The sequence below is a fragment of the Phenylobacterium sp. genome (genome assembly GCF_036402295.1).
Taxonomy (GTDB): Bacteria; Pseudomonadota; Alphaproteobacteria; order Caulobacterales; family Caulobacteraceae; genus Phenylobacterium.
In genome coordinates this window covers 1-16,347 of record NZ_DASWTE010000265.1, presented here as the reverse complement: position 1 = coordinate 16,347, position 16,347 = coordinate 1, and the positions used below count along the sequence as shown (strand labels likewise).

The following is a 16,347-nucleotide window of genomic DNA, read 5'->3' as shown; positions in this document are numbered from 1 at the left end:
TCGATCCGCTCGTCATGGTCGGTGTCGCCCATGGAGACCCAGGTGTCGGTGATCACGCAGTCGGCCCCGCGCACGGCTTCGCGGGGGTCGTGCGTGGTCATGATCCGGCCCTGCAGCTCGGCGGCGCGCGCGAGGTCCATCATGTCGGGATGGAAGACGGCGGGCGTCGCGATGTTGAGCTTGAAGTCCAGCTTGGCTGCGGCCTGGATGAAGCTGGAGCACATGTTGTTGCCGTCGCCCACCCAGGCGAGCGTGCGCCCGGCCACCGGGCCCCGGTGCTCCTCGAACGTCATCAGGTCGGCCAGCAGCTGGCACGGGTGGCCCCGGTCGGAGAGACCGTTGATCACCGGCACGGTGGCCCAGTGGGCGAAGCGCTCGACCTCCTCGTGGACGTTGGCGCGGATCATCACCGCGTCGACCATGCGGCTCAGCACTCGGGCCGTGTCCTCGATCGGCTCGCCGCGACCCAGCTGCATGTCGACCGCGTTGGAGATGATCACGTCGCCGCCCAGCTGGCGCATGGCGGCGTCGAACGAGAAGCGCGTCCGGGTGGAGTTCTTCTCGAAGATCATCGCCAGCGTCCGCTCGCGCCCGGGCGCGTCCGCGTCGGTCCGGCCCTGCGGCCAGCCGGCGCGGGCGGCCTTCCGCGCCTTGGCGTCCTCCAGCATGGTGCGGAGGTCTGCGCCGTCCAGCTTCCAGAGGTCGAGGAAGTGGCGGACGGGCCGGCTCATGCCGGCACCGCCGCTCTGGCCTTGGCCTGGGCCGCCTCGCAGGCGCGTTCCATCCTCTGGATCGCCTCTCGCGCCTCTTCGAGCGACAGCACCAGCGGCGGCAGCAGGCGCACGCAGTTGTCCCCGCCACCGGCGATCAGCAGGTGCTGGTCGCGGGCGTGCTGCATGAACTCGCGGTTCGGCGTGGCGAGCTTGACGCCGATCAGCAGGCCCTTGCCGCGGATGTCGAGGACGACGTCCGGGAAGCGCTCCTTCAGGCCGGTGAGCTGCTGGTTCAGGTAGCCGGCCACCTCACGCACGTGGGCGAGCAGCTCGGGCTTCACCAGCTCTTCCACCGACGCCACGCCGACGGCCATGGCCAGCGGGTTGCCGCCGTAGGTCGAGCCGTGGCTGCCCGGGGTCATGCCGCGGGCCGCCTCGGCGGTCGCGAGGCACGCGCCGACCGGGAAGCCTCCGCCCAGCGCCTTGGCCACCGCCATGATGTCCGGCGGGGCGTCGGCCCACTCGTGAGCGAAGAGCTTGCCGGTCCGGCCGAGGCCGCACTGGATCTCGTCGTAGATCAGCAGCGTGCCGGTCTCGTCGCAGAGCTGGCGGATCGCCTTCAGCTCGGCCTCGGTCCACGAGCGCGCGCCGCCCTCGCCCTGCACGGGCTCGAGCAGGATCGCGGCGGTGGTCGGGCCGACCAGTTCCTTCAGACCCTCAAGATCGCCGAACTTCGCGCCCACGAACCCGGGCGGCGGCGGGCCGAAGCCTTCCACGTAGCTGGGATTGTTGGCCGCGAAGATCGCCGCGATGGTCCGGCCGTGGAACGACCCGTCGAAGCCGATGATGTCGATCCGCTCCGGCTGGCCCTTCGACCAATGGTACTTCCGTGCGGTCTTGATCGCGCACTCGATCGCCTCGGCGCCCGAGTTCGTGAAGAAGCAGACGTCGGCGAAGGTGTTGTCGGTGAGCAGTTTCGCCAGCTTCTCCTGCTGCGGGATGCGGAAGATGTTGGAGGTGTGCCAGAGCTTCTCGGCCTGGTCCTTAACCGCAGCCACCAGCTTGGGATGGTTGTGGCCCAGCGCGGTCACCGCGATGCCGGCCATGCAGTCCAGGTATTCCTCGCCGTCGGCGGTGTAGAGACGCACGCCGTCGCCTCGCTCGAACGCCAGCGGGGCGCGCGCGTAGACGCCCATGATGTGATCGCTGGGAACGGGGGCGGTGGTCGTCTCGGCCACGGGGGAAGCCCTCCTCAAAAGGAAGCGTCCCCGACGCGTGGCGCCGGGGACCGGAAGGCTTGGCGTTTTCGTCTCGAAGCGCCGCCAAGTCAATGTTTTGCGAAGGCGGCGCTCCCGCAGCCGGGAGCGCCGCGCGCGGCCGGGCTAGAAGTCCGCGGTCAGGCCGATGAAGGCGTAGCGGCCGAAGGCGTCATAGACCTGCGGCCAGGTGTTGCCGCTGCAGGGGCCCGTCGGACAGTTCGACGAACCGGTGAGCGGCGGGTCCACATCGAAGATGTTGTTCACGCCGGCGCGGAAGTTGAGGTTGTCGCGCATCGTCCAGGAAGCCGACAGGTCGAAGTAGTCGCGCGCCTTCAGGACGCGGTCCGACTCGTACTGGATGCCGGGGTTGTTGAGCGCCGGGTCGTCGGAATAGGCGTCGAGCGTCACCTTGTCGAAGTGGCGCCATTGCAGCGACAGCGCGAAGTCCTTGAACCAGTCGCCGAACTCGAGCGGCGTGGTCCAGGTCACACGGGCCTTGTGGCGCCACTCCGGGTTCGGGGCCGACAAACCGCCCGACACCGAACAGATGGTGCCGTAGTAGCCCGCGCAGTCGAAGGCCGGGTCGCCAGGCAAGTTCTGGGTCTTCAGCGTGTCGAGGTAGGTCCCGACGAAGTTGAAGTTCAGGCCGCCACCGTTGGCGACGCCGACGTCTTCCAGATCCATCCGGTAGCCGAGGTTCACGTCGAAGCCGGTGGTCGACAGCGAACCGGTGTTCAGCGTGGTGTCGACCACGAAGCCCTGGTTCGACAGCCAGATCGAGCCGGCGCCGTCGCGTTGGACCAGACCGCAGAAGAAGGGGTCGAGGGTCTGTACGCAGCGGTTGATGATGGTGTCGGCGCCGATGCCCGAGATGAAGTCCTTCACCTTGATGTCGAAGTAGTCGACCGAGACATTGAGGCCGGGCAGGAACGACGGCTGCCAGACGAAGCCCACCGTGTAGGTGTCGGCGGTTTCCGGATCCAGGTCCGGATTGCCGCCCAGGAGGCCGTTGTACTGGTTGGCCGGGTTCGCTTCGATCGCCAGCACCTGGGCGGTGGTCAGGCCGAAGGCCTGGGCGCAGCGGGCCACCAGCGGGTCGCTCGCGGCCAGCCCCGCGCAGGGGTCCTGCGTGCCGTCGAGCAGCACGTTCCGGGGCGCGAACAGCTCGAGGACGTGCGGGGCACGAACGGCGCGGTTGTAGCCGCCGCGGATGCGCAGGCCGTCGATCGGCTCCCAGTCACCGGCGATCTTGTAGGTCTCGGTGGTGTCGATCGTCGAGTAGTCGGAGTAGCGGAAGGCCAGCTCGAGGGTCAGGTTCTTCGCGAACGGCGCGTCCTGCACCAGCGGGATGCGGCTTTCTGCGAAGACTTCGTAGACGTCGAACGAGCCATTCACCGGCGGCGCGGCGCCGCCGGACCCGTTCAGGTCGCCCGAGGACGAAATGAAGTCGGATGCGAAGTCCAGCTGCTCCCTGCGGTACTCCGCGCCGATCGACACGCCCACGCCGTCGTTGGCCCACGGCGACTTCACGCCGTAGTCGGTGAGGTCACCGCCCAGCGAGAAGTTGACGATGCGCTCGAACAGGTTGCCCGCCGTCGTCGAGGGCGTTTCCAGATAGTCCAGGGCGGCCTGGGTCACACCGCCGACCTGGAAGATATTGTACGGCACGCAGGCCGGATCAGCGCCGCCCGGCAATGCCGAGACACAGGTCGGCGTGCCGTTCACCGACACCACGTTCAGGGCGTTGTTGATGGCCGACGTGCGGAAGAAGCCGGTCTGCAGCTGATTAAACGACACGCGGCCGTACTGCATCGCGAAGTCGTAGTTCCAGTTGTCGTTCAGGTCGCCCTTCAACCCGATGACATAGCGGTACTGCTGGTGCTGCATGCGCCCCTGACGGCCCCCGCCCTCGACGTTGCGGCGAGCGACGGTGCCCGTGAACGTGCCGGCGGGGTTGCTGAGGCAGGTGCCGCCGCCCGTCTGCGCACTTGCGTTCAGGCGGCCCCGCTGCTGGTCGGACAAGAACGGGTTGGCGCAGTTGACCGAGAACGTGCCGGCGAAGATTCCGCCGGGCGCGATCTGGAACGTGGACGTGTCGTCCATGTACATCACGTCCATGTAGGCCGTGGCCCAGTCGGCGATTTCATACTCGGCGAATGCGCCCAGCACGTAACGATCGTCGGGACGCTGGTAGTAGTTGGTCGGACCGTAGTTGTAGACGTCGGCGCCCGTGGAGGTCCGGAAGGTGTTCCCGGGTCCGGAAGTGTCGACGATGTTGCCGCCGTTCAACGGACCGAAGCGCGCCGGGAAGGCGGTGCCCGAGCCGCCGCAGCCGAACTGGCTGAAGTCGGGGGTGCCGGAGAACAGCGAGCACGCCGAGTAGTCGCGGTTGCCCTGCAGGATCGGCTCGACGTGACGGTAGCCGGCGTAGGCGGTGACGTTGCCCTTGCCGTCCGGCGAGTTGACGCCGAGCACCAGGGTCACCTGGCTCATCTCGCCGTCGCGGACATTGTCCTTCGGCAGGGTGAAGAAGCCCGGCTGGCTCGAAGCCGCCGCCGAGTCGCGCACCACCTGCGCGACGCTGTTGCCGTTGTCGTGCTGGTAGATGCCGTACTGCGCGTCGACGCGCACGCCCTCGAAGTTGCGGTTCATGATGAAGTTCACGACACCGCCCACGGCGTCGGCGCCGTACACGGCCGAGGCGCCCCCCGTCAGCACGTCGACCCGCTGGATCAGGGCCGAGGGAATGAAGTTGATGTCCGCCGCCAGGGACGCCCCGAGCGTGTTGGGCGTGCCGGGCATCAGCCGGCGGCCGTCGATAAGGACCTGTGTCCGCGTGGCGCCCAGGCCGCGCAGGCTGACGGTGGCGGTGCCGGTCGAACCGTTCGATACCGACGATCCCTGGGCTGCGAAGGCCTGCGGCAGCGAGTTGATCATGTCCTCGACCCGGGTCACGCCGGTCGCCTTGATTTCCGCGGCGCTCACCGCGGTCACGGGGCTGACGCTCTCGAGGTTGGGCGACGGGATGCGCGTGCCGGTGACCACCACCTCGGCCACCTCGTCGGCCCCGGCGGCCGCCTGGGCGAAGGCCGGTCCTGCGGCGGTGGCCATCGCCACGCCGCAGATCATAGAAGACGCCATAAGACGCGCGCGTACGGATTGGCTTTTCACGATCAAAGATCCCTCCGCGGTCCCCCGCCCGTTGGCGGCGCCGCTCCCCACAAGAAGGTTTCAGGTCCCCCAGCGGGACCAAGTGATCGGGAATTACGGGTGTGTGACAAAGAGGGTCAATCGACAGTCAAGCAACAGACGGTGCGTGACAAGCAACACGCACGACTCTCGGTCGCGAATTACCGATTTCTGCAAAGAATCAGCAAACTATGACCTTTGTTTTTTCTATTTCTGTGTTTCGCGCGCCACAGTCTGGCCCACCTCCGGCAAGCTGATTGCCGCAGTGGTGAGCGCGAGGTCGAAGTAGCGGCGCAGGCGGGTCAGGGCCTCGGGCCGAACCGCCGCGCGGCGGGCCCGCAGGTCCACGAGGCCGGACTCGGCGAGCACGCTCAGGTGATGGCTGACATTGACGCGCGCCAAGCCCAGGAGCCGTGCGAGCTCGCTGGCCGAGGCCGGGCCCGCCACCAGCCGCTCGACCAGTCGTCGCCGCGTGGGGTCGGCCAGCGCCCGGAAGAGGGCGGCCGGCGTCTCGCTCGCCGCCGTGCGCCAGGCCTCGCCGAGCGAGGACCCCGCGTCCATCAGGCGGCGGACTTCATCAGGCGCTCCGGGTGCGCGGCACGGGCGCCTCGACGCCCAGCGCGTACAGGCGGCGCGACACCGCGAACCGCTCGCGCAGCCACCCCTCGCCCACCGAGGCCTCGAACCACAGGCGGTCGAAATAGGTGCGCAGCTGCGGCAGCGGGTCGACCACGGCGACCAGCAGGCCGTCTTCCTCCCGCACCAGGCCGGCGTCCTTCAGCACGCGCACGTGGTGCGACACCGCCGGGCGGGTGACTGGCACGGCGGCGGCCAGGCCCGCGATGCGCGAGGGCCGCGCCAGGATCCGCTCATAGAGGTCGCGGCGGGTGGGATCGCCCAGGGCGTCCAGCGCGGCGCCAACGTCGCCCAGTCCGTTGGGAGCGCTCATCGCTGCCAGCCGGCGGCGCGCAGCGGCTTGACCACCGGCGAGGCGTCGAAGGCCGTGGTGCGGAGCAGGCTCACGAACCGGCGCAGCGCCGGATTGTCGTGGTCGTTGCGCCAGGCCACGGTCAGCCGCAGGCCCGCCGCCTGGCCCGGCAGCGGCGCGAAGGCCACCGAGGCGCGGGTCGCGTGCGCCACGCTCTGCGGCACGATGGCGTGGCCGGCGCCGGCCGCGACCAGGCTCAGCACCCCGTCATGCGAGGTCATCTGCACGCGCACCCCGGCGCGGGCGGCCCCGCGTTCGGCGACCAGGCGCTGGATGCGGCTCCAATCGTCCCCGGCGGCGCACAGGACCGGGGCCTGGCCCAGCGGCTCGTCGGGGGCATCCAGCGACCTGGCCACCAGCCACGGCTCCGACCACAGCAGCAGGCGGTCGAGGCCGGGCGGCGCGTCCTCGACGTCGATGAGGGCGGCGTCGAGTTCGCGATCGAGGACGGCGGCCACCAGCTCGGCGGCCGAGCCGACCTGCAGCTCCAGCTCGACGTCGAAGGCGGTCCGGCGGTAGGTGCGCAGCAGGGCCTCGGCGGGGCCCGCGGTGACCGGCCAGACGTGGCCCAGGCGCAGGCGGCCTACCTCGCCGCGTCCGGCCGCGCCGGCGCGGACGGCGGCCTTGGTGAGGAGTTCCAGCGCGCGCTCCACCTCGGTGAGGAAGCGCTCGCCGGCGCCGGTGGGCCTGGCGCCTCCGGGGGTCCGCTGGAACAGCGAGACTCCCAGCGCGTCCTCGAGCGCCAGCACGCGGCGGGAGAGGACCGAGGGGTTGACCCCCAGCACCTCGGACGCACGCCGGAAGCCCAGATGTTCGCGCACCATGAGCGCGGAGCGCAGGGCGGCGATGTCCTGGGCCGCCGAGGCCTCGGCCGAACGCTTCATCGGAGAACCATGGGGTGACTGAGGTGCATGCGCATTCCTTAGGTCCGGCCCGCTCGGCCCCGCTTGGGGTTTATTGCGGCCGCCGGCGCGTCGCGATCGCGACGATCGCCAGGGCCACGCCGATATGGGCGAAGAGGTCGAGGATCGAGAGCGTGCCGCGCCACTGCCACGGATTGCCGAAGCGCAGGGGCAGGACGCCCAGGTACATGACGGCGTAGAGGATGAGGCCGTACATCGTGGCCGTAGCCCAGGGCCGGGCCGCGACCACGGGAACGCGCATGGCCAGATGGATGTAGGCCGCGGCCATGCAGAGCGCGATCCCGAAGTGGGTCACGACGCCCAGCACGATGGGGAACGCGCCCTCCGCGGCGTCCCGCCCGATCCAGCCGCTCGCCACCATCCGCCACGGACGCATCGGGGGATTGCCCCGCGAAAGCGCCATCCCCGACGCGTAGAAGAAGTCGACCGCGCCGCCGGCGAGCCCCGCCATCAGGAGACGCGACAACGAGCCCCGCAGAGGTTGGGATGCGTTGGAGGAAGCGGCGGCGACGGTCATTTTGCGAGGGGTCCTCATGCAACGACCCGACGGTGCCCCCGACCCGGCCGACCGGTCGCGCACGTTCCGAGGCGATTGAGCACGATCCGATGATGACGGGCTGCGCAACGGCCGTTGACCTTTGACTCTGGAGGATTCTGGCGTTGGTCTTGCAGCCGAGACAGTCTGATGACCTATCCGTTCAAGTTCCCGGACACGGCCCCGCCGACGCTCTCCATTGGCCGCTCGCGCCAATGGGGCCTGCTTTCGGCGACCGAGGTGCACGCCACGCCCGGGCGCTATCCGGGCATGGTCACGTCCGACCATCGGCTGATCTTCTACCTGACGCCCGAGGTGCCCACCGATTGCGCCTGTGAGGGCGTCGCCCAGCGGCGGATCCAGTCGCCCTACGACTTCGACATCGTGCCCGCCGGCGCCTCAGGGTTCTGGGAGGACCATGCGCCCTGCGACATGGTCTCGGTCCGGCTCGCCCCCCAGCTGGTCACCTCCACGGCCGAGGCCCTGGCCCTGCCTGGCGGCCGCGCCGAGCTGGCGCCGCGGCTGGGCGGCCGGGACGCCCTGGTCGAGCACATCGTGCGCGCGCTGGTGGCCGAGATCGCGGCGCCGGCGCCGGCCGGCCGCATCTACGCCGACAGCCTGGCCACCGCGCTCACCACCCGCCTTCTGCAGAGCTTCGCCATCGTCGGCGCGGCCGGCCGCCAGACGCTATCCAAGCCGCAGATCCGCCGGATCGTGGACTACGTGGAGACGAACCTCGACGGCGAGCTCAGCCTCGAGGCGCTAGCCGACGTCGCGGGCATGAGCATTCCGCACCTGACGACGCTGTTCCGCCGCACGATGGGCCAGTCGGTGCACGCCTACGTCATGGAGCGCCGCGTGCAGCGCGCCCGGGCGCTGCTGCTGGACCGCCGGCTGTCCATCGCCCAGGTGGCGCTGGAGACGGGTTTCGCGCACCAGAGCCACCTGGCCCGGTGGATGCGCCGCCTGCTGGGCGTGACGCCTTCGGAGGTCGCGCGGGCTTGAGCCCTCAGGTCTTGATCTTGTAGCCGACCTTGAACATCCACAGGCAGGTCCAGCCCAGGGCGAGCACCAGCGCTGCAGTCATCGCTGCGCCGATCCAGAGGTTGCTCTCGGCCTGGCCGATGAACCCGTAGCGGAAGCCGTCGATCAGGTAGAAGAACGGGTTGAAGTGGCTGGCCGTCCGGAACGGCTCGGGCAGCCGCTCGACGAGGTAGAACGTCCCCGACAGGAACGTCATCGGCATGATCACGAAGTTGGTCACCGCCGCCATGTGGTCGAACTTCTCGCTCCACAGGCCGGCCATGATGCCGATGAAGCCCATGATCAGCGCCGCGCCGAGGCCGAAGTAGACGATCGCCCACGGCTGGGCCACGGGCAGTCGGGCGAACGGCAGGATCGCCACGAGGCTGACCAGGCCCACGACGATGCCCCGCGTGGCCGCGCCGCCGCCGAAGCCCACGACGTGCTCGCCCGGCGTCAGGGGCGGGGTGAGGAAGTCGCCCATCAGGCCGTTGAACTTCGCCTGCAGCAGCGACGACGACGAGTTGGCGAAGGCGTTCGACAGGATCTGCATCATGATCAGGCCGGGCGCGACGAAGGTCCCGTAGGCCACGCCGTGCACCTCGCGGCTGCCGCCCACCGCCACCACGAACACCAGCATGTAGAGCAGCGCCGTCACCACCGGCGCGGCCAGGGTCTGCATGCCCACCTTCATGAAACGGCGGACCTCGCGGACGTAGAGGGTCTTGAGCCCTTCCCAGTTCACCCCGTGGTACGCGCGCGGCTGGGGCGGAAGGGTCGTCTCGACGATCGGCAGGTCTCGCATGGGCCGAGATGTGCGCTGTGCGACGTCGGGGCGCAAGGGCGCCTCCTGCCGACTCAACATCTAGTCTCCTGTGCATAACCCGATGGCGCCTATTGTGGCTCTTAGCGAGTTGTTTACTACTGATAGTGGCTGGTGGGCAGCGAGAGAGCTGGTCGCCACAAGATGTTGATTACCGGCGCAGTCTTGGGGGCGCGCCGGACCTCTGGGTGGGAGGCGTGACCATGGGCTGGACCGACGAACGCGTCGAACTTCTGAAGAAGCTCTGGCAGGACGGCCTTTCGGCCAGCCAGATCGCAAAACAACTGGGCGGCGTCACTAGAAACGCAGTCATCGGCAAGGTCCACCGGCTGGGCCTCTCGGGCCGCGCCACGCCGTCCAAGCCGCAGCGTACGGTGTTCAAGGCTCCGCGCCCGGCGCGTCCGGCCTCGGCGGCCCCGTCGGCCCCGCGCCGCATCGCCGAGCCCGCGTCGGCCCATCCAGCGCCCGCGCCGGTGCGCTACGTGGACGAGCGCCCCGGCACCGCCACGGTGCTGACCCTGGGCGCCCACATGTGCAAGTGGCCGATCGGCGATCCGTCCCTCGACACCTTCACCTTCTGCGGCCGCCGCTCCGAGGAGAACGGCCCCTACTGCCACGAACACGCCCAGGTCGCCTACCAGCCGGCCCAGGCCAAGAAGAAGTCCGGCGCCGCCGAGCTCGCCCGGAGCCTGCGCCGCTACATCTGAGATCCGCTGGAGAGCGGTACGTCTATCCGTTGGGGATGGGGGACGCGTCCGGAACCGAAGCCTGCGCCAGCTTGCTTAAGGTCCCGGCCGCGTCCCTTTCTGCTTCTGGCCTGCACACCGCGCATGACGCGCTCTGGACATGCGGCCTGTAGAAGCGGCGCCATGATCGCCCACCGGACCACGCGCCCTTGATCGCCCTCGCCTGGACCGGCGCCGCCCTCGGCCCCTTGGCCATGTGGTGGCTATGGACCCGGCATATGCGGGCCCCGCGAATCATCGCCGGCGTGATGGCCGTCTTCTGGGTCCTTGGCGTCTGGGCCTTCCTCGCCGAACCGAAGATCACGATCGCCCGCCACATCACGGTCGCCTCGCCCGCCTGGACCGGGCCGCCGCTCCGCATCGCCGTCCTGTCCGACACCCACGTCGGCTCACCGCACGTGACGCCGGAACGGGTGACGCAGGTCGTGGCGCGGCTCTCGCGCGAACGGCCGGACGTGGTTGTCTACCTCGGGGACTACGCGGGCGGCCACGAGCCCGCCGCTGTGCGGGCCGCGCCCGAGCGGTCCGCCGTCCTGCGGGGCGTGGCCGTCCTGGGCGCCGCGCAGGCGCCGCTTGGGCGCCTTGGCGTGCTGGGCAATCACGACTGGTGGTACGACGGACCGGCGATCGAGCAGGCGCTGCGCCGTGCGGGGGTGACCGTGCTCGAGAACGACGCGGTGCGCGTGGACCGCCCGGGCGGCCCCTTCTGGATCGCGGGCCTCGCCGACCTGGACTCGCGGCGCGCCAAGCCGTCGGCGGCGGCCGCGCTGGCCAAGGTCCCGCCGGGCGAGCCCGTCATCCTGCTGAGCCACTGGCCGGATCCGTTTCCCCAGGTCCCGGCGCGTGTCGCTGTGACCCTGGCCGGTCACTCGCACTGCGGCCAGGTGGACTTCCCGATCCTTGGCCGGCAGGTCCACGCCTCGCACGGTTCGGCGCGGTGGGCCTGCGGTCTGTACGACGAGGGCGGCCGCAAGCTGTTCGTGACCGGCGGGCTCGGCACCTCGATCCTCCCGGTCCGCTTCCGCGCCCCGCCAGAGTTCGTGATTGTGACCCTGCGCGGGCGCCCCTAGCTTCCGCGTGAGATGACCGACGCGCCCCTGCAAGACGAAGCCAGCAACGCGAAGCCCTATTCCGTCTCGGAGCTGGCCTTCGCGCTGAAGCGGACGCTGGAGGACGCCTACGGCTTCGTGCGGCTGCGGGGCGAGCTTTCGAAGGTCACCCACCACTCGAACGGCCACGTCTACCTGACGCTGAAGGACGACCGCTCGGCCATCGACGGCGTGGTGTGGAAAAGCGCGGTGCGCGGCCTGTCGGTGCGACCGGAGCACGGGCTGGAGGTGATCGTTACCGGCAAGATCACGACCTACCCTCAGGGCTCGCGCTATCAGATCGTCATCGAGACCATGGAGGTGGCAGGGGTCGGCGCCCTCCTGGCCCAGCTCGAGCGGCTGAAGCAGAAGCTGGCGACCGAGGGCCTGTTCGAGGCGGCGCGGAAGCGGCGCATCCCGGACATGCCGGCCGTCGTGGGCGTGATCACCAGCCCCACCGGAGCGGTGATCCGCGACATCCTGCACCGCATCCGCGACCGCTGGCCCTGCCGTGTCATCGTCTGGCCCGTGGTGGTGCAGGGCGATGCGGCGGCCGTCCAGGTGGCCAACGCCATCCGCGGCTTCAACGCCCTGCCGGAAGGCGGCCCGGTCCCGCGGCCCGATGTGCTGATCGTGGCGCGCGGCGGCGGCTCGGTGGAGGACCTCTGGCCGTTCAACGACGAGGCTCTGGCCCGCACCGTGGCGGCCGCGTCGATCCCGCTGATCAGCGCCGTCGGCCACGAGACCGACACCACCCTCATCGACTTCGTCTCCGACCGGCGCGCGCCGACGCCGACGGCCGCCGCGGAGATGGCCACGCCGGTGCTGGCCGAGCTCAAGGCGCTGGTCTCGGACCTCAGCGCCCGCATGCACCGATGCGGCGGCCGGGTGGTCGAGGACCGACGCGTGCGCATCGAACACGCCAACCGGGCGCTGCGGCGCGTACCCGACCTGGTGGAACTGGCGGCCCAGCGCTTCGGCGTCGTCGCCGGCCGACTCGCCTCGGGGCTGACGAAGAACCAGGGCGCCCACGAGCGCGACCTGGTCCGGGTGTCTTCGCGCCTCTCGCCGCTGCTGCTGCAACGCCCGCAGGCGGTGCAGAAGCAGCGGCTGGAAGCCGTGGCCGTGCGCCTGCAGCCCGCCGCGGTCCGCCGTCTCGACCGGGCCACCGAGCGGTTGGGGGCGCTTTCAAAGCTCTACGTCTCGGTCGACCCCGACCGGCCGCTGCAGCGCGGCTTCGCCCGCGTGGCGCGCATGGACGGTTCGCTGGTAATGAACGGCGCACTCCTGGCCAGCGGCGAGGAGGTGGCCATCACCTTCGCCGACACGGTGCGCCAGGCGGTGATCGACGGCGAGCCTGCCGAGCGTCCGACGCTCGCCAAGCGGCCGGCCCGCAAGGGCAAGGCGCCGGCCACCGACCAGGGCGACCTGTTCTGAAGCCCCTCAGCGCGCTACATAGCGCCCATGAACGCCCATGATCGCAACCTCGGGGCCAACGACCTCGCCAAGCTGCACTACGGCGACGGCGACTATGCCGTGCTGCGCCCGGGCCGCTACGTGCTGTGCGCCGTGACCGGCCAGAAGATCCCGCTGGAGCAGCTCCGCTACTGGAGCCCCGAGCTCCAGGAGGCCTACGCCGGCCCCGCCGAGTCTCTGAAGCGCTGGCAGGAGACGCGCGGCTAGCAAGCGCCAGCCTTGGAACAGGGCCGCCTGGCGCCGGTTTGTTCGCCATCCTCTGAAGGAGGCGATCATGAGCGCGAATGGCCTCGAGGTCTTCGACAAGACCCTGCAGACGACGAACACCTGGCTGAAGGAGATCATGGCCGTCATCGGCCCGGATCGGCAGGTGGCGTGGAAAGTGCTGTCGGTGGTGCTGCACAAGCTGCGCGACCGGCTGCCCATACAGCTGGCCGCCCACCTCGGCGCCGAACTTCCGATGCTGATCCGCGGCGCCTACTACGACCAGTACCAGCCGGCAAGACAGCCCAGCGCCTGCCGCAACCTCGAGCAGTTCCATGCCGAGGTGGCCGAGTGGCTCAGCGACACGCGGCCGGTGGACCCGAAGGATGCGGTGAACGCAGTCTTCGCGGTTCTGAGCCGACATCTGCCCGCCGGCCAGATCGAGAAGGTCCGCGGCGCGCTGCCCCACCCGATCCGCACGGCCTGGGAGAACGTGGAAGAACTGGGTCCGGCTATGGGAAAAGCGACATCCGCGGAGCCGCTCGAGAATCGGCCATGAGCGTCTAGCGCCGCCGATACACCTCGTTCGGCCAGCGGCGATGGACCCAGAACCACTCCGTCGGCCGCGCGCGCACGCGGTCCTCGACGAAGGCGTTGATCTTCCGCACGCCGGCCTCGACATCGGCCTGCCGGTCGCCGGTGTCCTCGAGCATGATCGGATCGTGGACGATCACCCGGAACCGCGCCGCATCGCCGATGCGCTGCACGCTGAGCGGCTGCAGCGGGATGCCGAACCGCAGGGCGAAGGTCGACGGCCCCGGTGCGGTGTGGGCCATGACGCCGAAGAAGGGCGCCTCGACGCCGCCGTTGAACTTCTGGTCGTTCATCAAGGCCACGGATTCGCCACGCTCCAGCGCCCTGATCAGCTCGCGAGCGCCCTCCAGCCCCTTGGGGGCGAACAGGCGCACGCCGTAGCGGTAGCGAACGCGACGTACGCGCTCGTCCACATAAGTGTTGTTCATGGCGCGGTACGTGACCTGCACCTTGACCCCGGCGCGCACCATGGCGGCGGCCATCAGCTCGAAATTCGAGAAATGGCCGGAAATGAACACCACCGGCCCCGCGCCGGCGGCGATGGCCTGGAGCCGCTCCAGGCCATCGATTTCGAGCCGGCCTGTGTCGGCCACGATACGGTCTACGATCGTGAATTCGGCTAGAGATCGACCGAGTTCAGTCCATTGGGCCCGGAGGAGTCGCTTAATTTCAGGGTCGCCGGCGTCCGGAAACGCGATCCGGAGGTTCCGCTCCGCAACCCGATGCGCGCTTGTCAACGGCCCGAGGGTCCGGAACACACGGGCGCCAAAATTCGACACAGAATCAATAAGAAATAGACGGGCGAGGGCTGTAGCTGCATCAAACAGCACAGCCTCAAGCATCCAAATCGCGACTGTCGCGTATGAGTGTTTAGGGGAGCCCATTTACCTTGTTAGGCATGGTAGCCCTTGGCGGGCAATGGAGGGTGCTGGCGTGCGAATTGCGATGTCTCAACCACGGAGTCCCGATGCGGGACGAAGGGAAATCATGGTCGGGGATTCCATGGACGAGATCGACATCCATCTGGGCCGGCGTCTGCGCCGCCGCCGCCGCCTCCTGGGCCTGACCCAGCAGGAGCTGGCGCACGCCTGCGGTGTTCGCTTCCAGCAGATCCAGAAGTACGAGTGCGCGGCCAACCGGATGTCGGCGGCCCGCCTGTGGCAGCTTGCCGAGGTGCTGGAGGTGCCGATCAGCTACTTCTACGAGGGCCTGACCCGCGATCAGCGCGAAAGCATGGAGCGCGACACGGCGTCGTCGAGCGAGACGCTGGCGAGCAAGGAAACCCAGGACCTGATCCACGCGTACTATCAGCTGGGCGAACGGCCCCGCCGCCGCCTGCTCGACCTCGCCAAGGCGATGAACGGAGAGATCGAGGCCTAACGACTTCACGCGAGGCAGGCTAAACGGGGGGCATGTCCCTCGACCCAGCCCGCCTCGCCGCGCTCGACGCCTTCTGCATCGAGCTGAACAGCGCCGCCGCGCAGGCCATCCTGCCTCTCTTCCGCGGCGCCCACGGATTGCTGAACAAGCTGGAGGACCGGGGCTTCGACCCGGTCACCGAGGCGGACAAAGGCGCCGAGCGGGCGATCCGCGCGCTCATTTCGCAGCGCTACCCGGAACACGGCGTGATCGGCGAGGAGTACGGCGAGGACCGGCCCGACGCCGAGTTCGTGTGGGTGCTGGATCCCGTGGACGGCACGCGGGCCTTCATCTCCGGCCTGCCGCTGTGGTGCGTCCTCATCGGCCTGCGTTTCCAGGGCGAGCCGGTGCTGGGCTCGATCGGCCAGCCCTACCTCTCCGAGCTCTACATCGGCCACGCCGGCGGCTCGCGGCTGATCTCGCCGGCCGGCGAGCGGGCGCTGAAGGTGCGGGCCTGTCCCAAACTGACAGACGCCCTGATCGCCACAACCGATCCCGAGACCTGCTTCACCGGCGCCGAGTTGGGCGCCTGGCGGCAGGTGCGCGCGGCGGCGCGGCTCGCGCGGCTGGGCTGCGACGCCTACGCCTACGCCATGGTGGCGGCAGGCACAATGGACCTGGTGGTGGAGGCTGGCCTGAAAAGCTGGGACATCGAGGCCGCAATCCCGCTGATCACCGGCGCGGGCGGGCTCACCACCGACTGGCGGGGTGAGCCCGTGGGACGACACGGCGGCCAGATCGCCATCGCGGGCGTCCGCGCCTGCCTGGACGAGGCGCTGGTCGCCCTGAAGCGGGCGGCCGTCTGACCTACTTCTTGGCCGGCGCCTTCTTGGCGGCGGCGGGCTTCTTCGCAGCCGCTGGCTTTTTCGCAACGGCAGCCGGCTTGGCTGCCGCAGGCTTCGCCGCCGCAGGCTTTGCGGCCGCCTTGGCCGGGGTCTTCTGCGGCGCCGTGGCCTTGGGGGCCGCCTTCGCCGCCGCAGGTTTCGCGGCCGGCTTCGCCGCCGGCTTGGCCGCGGCCTTCTTCGCCGCCGCCTTGGGAGCCGCCTTCGCCGCCGCCGGCTTCGCCGCGGCTTTCGGAGCCGCCGCCTTGGCCGGAGCCGCCTTCGCGGGCTTCGCCGCAGGCTTGGCCGGCGCGGCCTTCTTCGCTGCGGCAGCCTTCGCCGGGGCGGCCTTGGCGGCTGCGGGTTTCGCGGCTGCAGGCTTGGCCGGAGCCTTGGCCACAGCCGGCTTGGCGGCCGCCTTGGGGGCGGCCTTCGGGGCAGCGGCCTTCTTCGGCGCGGCCGCCTTCTTCGCGGCCGGCTTCTTCGTAGCGGCAGGCTTCGCGGCCGGAGCAGCGGCGACCGGGGTCGGGGCCGGCTTCGGCGCTG

Annotated in this window: 18 protein-coding genes; 8 read left to right on the top strand and 10 right to left on the bottom strand. The window is 69.8% G+C overall.

Going from position 1 to position 16,347, the window contains the following annotated elements; genetic code table 11:
- From VGD44_RS16340 to VGD44_RS16310, 7 genes are all read right to left on the bottom strand, one after another.
- Positions 1–731 (bottom strand): ornithine carbamoyltransferase (locus VGD44_RS16340; protein WP_331088985.1); only part of this gene is annotated, 731 nt, incomplete at its 3' end.
- Positions 728–1,951, bottom strand: a complete 1,224-nt coding sequence (locus VGD44_RS16335; RefSeq protein WP_414694678.1) for an aspartate aminotransferase family protein — start codon at positions 1,949–1,951, stop codon at positions 728–730. The genes VGD44_RS16335 and VGD44_RS16340, both read right to left, overlap by 4 nt.
- Before the next feature lie 144 nt (positions 1,952–2,095).
- A complete protein-coding gene (locus VGD44_RS16330; RefSeq protein ID WP_331088989.1) occupies positions 2,096–5,083 on the bottom strand; it encodes a TonB-dependent receptor plug domain-containing protein in 2,988 nt (995 codons plus the stop codon).
- Positions 5,084–5,368: 285 nt separating this feature from the next.
- Complete coding sequence (locus tag VGD44_RS16325) at positions 5,369–5,722, bottom strand: metalloregulator ArsR/SmtB family transcription factor (RefSeq protein WP_331088983.1); 354 nt, start codon at positions 5,720–5,722, stop codon at positions 5,369–5,371.
- A gap of 16 nt (positions 5,723–5,738) precedes the next feature.
- Positions 5,739–6,110: a metalloregulator ArsR/SmtB family transcription factor gene (locus VGD44_RS16320; protein ID WP_331088981.1), complete on the bottom strand. Its 372-nt coding sequence runs from the start codon at positions 6,108–6,110 to the stop codon at positions 5,739–5,741.
- Positions 6,107–7,033, bottom strand: coding sequence for a LysR family transcriptional regulator (locus VGD44_RS16315; RefSeq protein WP_331088978.1), 927 nt, complete (start codon positions 7,031–7,033; stop codon positions 6,107–6,109). The genes VGD44_RS16320 and VGD44_RS16315 overlap by 4 nt, the downstream gene beginning before the upstream one ends.
- A 70-nt stretch (positions 7,034–7,103) precedes the next feature.
- Positions 7,104–7,538, bottom strand: a complete 435-nt coding sequence (locus VGD44_RS16310) for a hypothetical protein (RefSeq protein ID WP_331088976.1) — start codon at positions 7,536–7,538, stop codon at positions 7,104–7,106.
- A gap of 219 nt (positions 7,539–7,757) precedes the next feature.
- Between VGD44_RS16310 and VGD44_RS16305 the strand changes: the two genes are divergently transcribed.
- Positions 7,758–8,612, top strand: coding sequence for an AraC family transcriptional regulator (locus tag VGD44_RS16305; protein WP_331088975.1), 855 nt, complete (start codon positions 7,758–7,760; stop codon positions 8,610–8,612).
- 4 nt (positions 8,613–8,616) lie between these two features.
- On the opposite strand, the gene VGD44_RS16300 is transcribed toward VGD44_RS16305, so the two are convergent.
- A complete protein-coding gene (locus VGD44_RS16300) occupies positions 8,617–9,435 on the bottom strand; it encodes an ABC transporter permease (RefSeq protein WP_331088987.1) in 819 nt (272 codons plus the stop codon).
- 221 nt (positions 9,436–9,656) lie between these two features.
- On the opposite strand from VGD44_RS16300, the gene VGD44_RS16295 reads away from it, so the two are divergent.
- The 5 genes from VGD44_RS16295 to VGD44_RS16275 all read left to right on the top strand — a co-directional run bounded on the left by VGD44_RS16295 (position 9,657) and on the right by VGD44_RS16275 (position 13,526).
- Positions 9,657–10,160, top strand: coding sequence for a GcrA family cell cycle regulator (locus VGD44_RS16295; protein ID WP_331088973.1), 504 nt, complete (start codon positions 9,657–9,659; stop codon positions 10,158–10,160).
- Positions 10,161–10,417: 257 nt separating this feature from the next.
- Positions 10,418–11,269 carry a metallophosphoesterase gene (locus VGD44_RS16290; protein WP_331088971.1) on the top strand — a complete coding sequence of 284 codons (852 nt, stop codon included), beginning with the start codon at positions 10,418–10,420 and terminating at the stop codon, positions 11,267–11,269.
- Between the two features lie 12 nt (positions 11,270–11,281).
- Positions 11,282–12,724 carry an exodeoxyribonuclease VII large subunit gene (gene xseA / locus VGD44_RS16285; RefSeq protein ID WP_331088969.1) on the top strand — a complete coding sequence of 481 codons (1,443 nt, stop codon included), beginning with the start codon at positions 11,282–11,284 and terminating at the stop codon, positions 12,722–12,724.
- Between the two features lie 27 nt (positions 12,725–12,751).
- Positions 12,752–12,970, top strand: a complete 219-nt coding sequence (locus tag VGD44_RS16280; protein ID WP_331088967.1) for a DUF2093 domain-containing protein — start codon at positions 12,752–12,754, stop codon at positions 12,968–12,970.
- Between the two features lie 67 nt (positions 12,971–13,037).
- Positions 13,038–13,526 carry a DUF2267 domain-containing protein gene (locus VGD44_RS16275; protein WP_331088965.1) on the top strand — a complete coding sequence of 163 codons (489 nt, stop codon included), beginning with the start codon at positions 13,038–13,040 and terminating at the stop codon, positions 13,524–13,526.
- Between the two features lie 4 nt (positions 13,527–13,530).
- Here the strand turns inward: VGD44_RS16275 and VGD44_RS16270 are convergent, their stop codons facing one another.
- Complete coding sequence (locus VGD44_RS16270) at positions 13,531–14,403, bottom strand: lysophospholipid acyltransferase family protein (RefSeq protein ID WP_331088963.1); 873 nt, start codon at positions 14,401–14,403, stop codon at positions 13,531–13,533.
- A 145-nt stretch (positions 14,404–14,548) separates the two neighbouring features.
- Here VGD44_RS16270 and VGD44_RS16265 point away from each other — a divergent pair, with 145 nt between their 5' ends.
- Together VGD44_RS16265 and hisN are read left to right on the top strand one after the other, a co-directional pair.
- Entirely contained in the window at positions 14,549–14,941 is a 393-nt protein-coding gene (locus tag VGD44_RS16265) for a helix-turn-helix transcriptional regulator (protein WP_331088961.1), read from the top strand.
- Between the two features lie 32 nt (positions 14,942–14,973).
- A complete protein-coding gene (gene hisN / locus VGD44_RS16260; RefSeq protein WP_331088959.1) occupies positions 14,974–15,786 on the top strand; it encodes a histidinol-phosphatase in 813 nt (270 codons plus the stop codon).
- 1 nt (position 15,787) lies between these two features.
- Here the strand turns inward: hisN and VGD44_RS16255 are convergent.
- On the bottom strand, positions 15,788–16,347 hold a 560-nt coding region (locus VGD44_RS16255), incomplete at its 5' end, for a hypothetical protein (protein WP_331088957.1).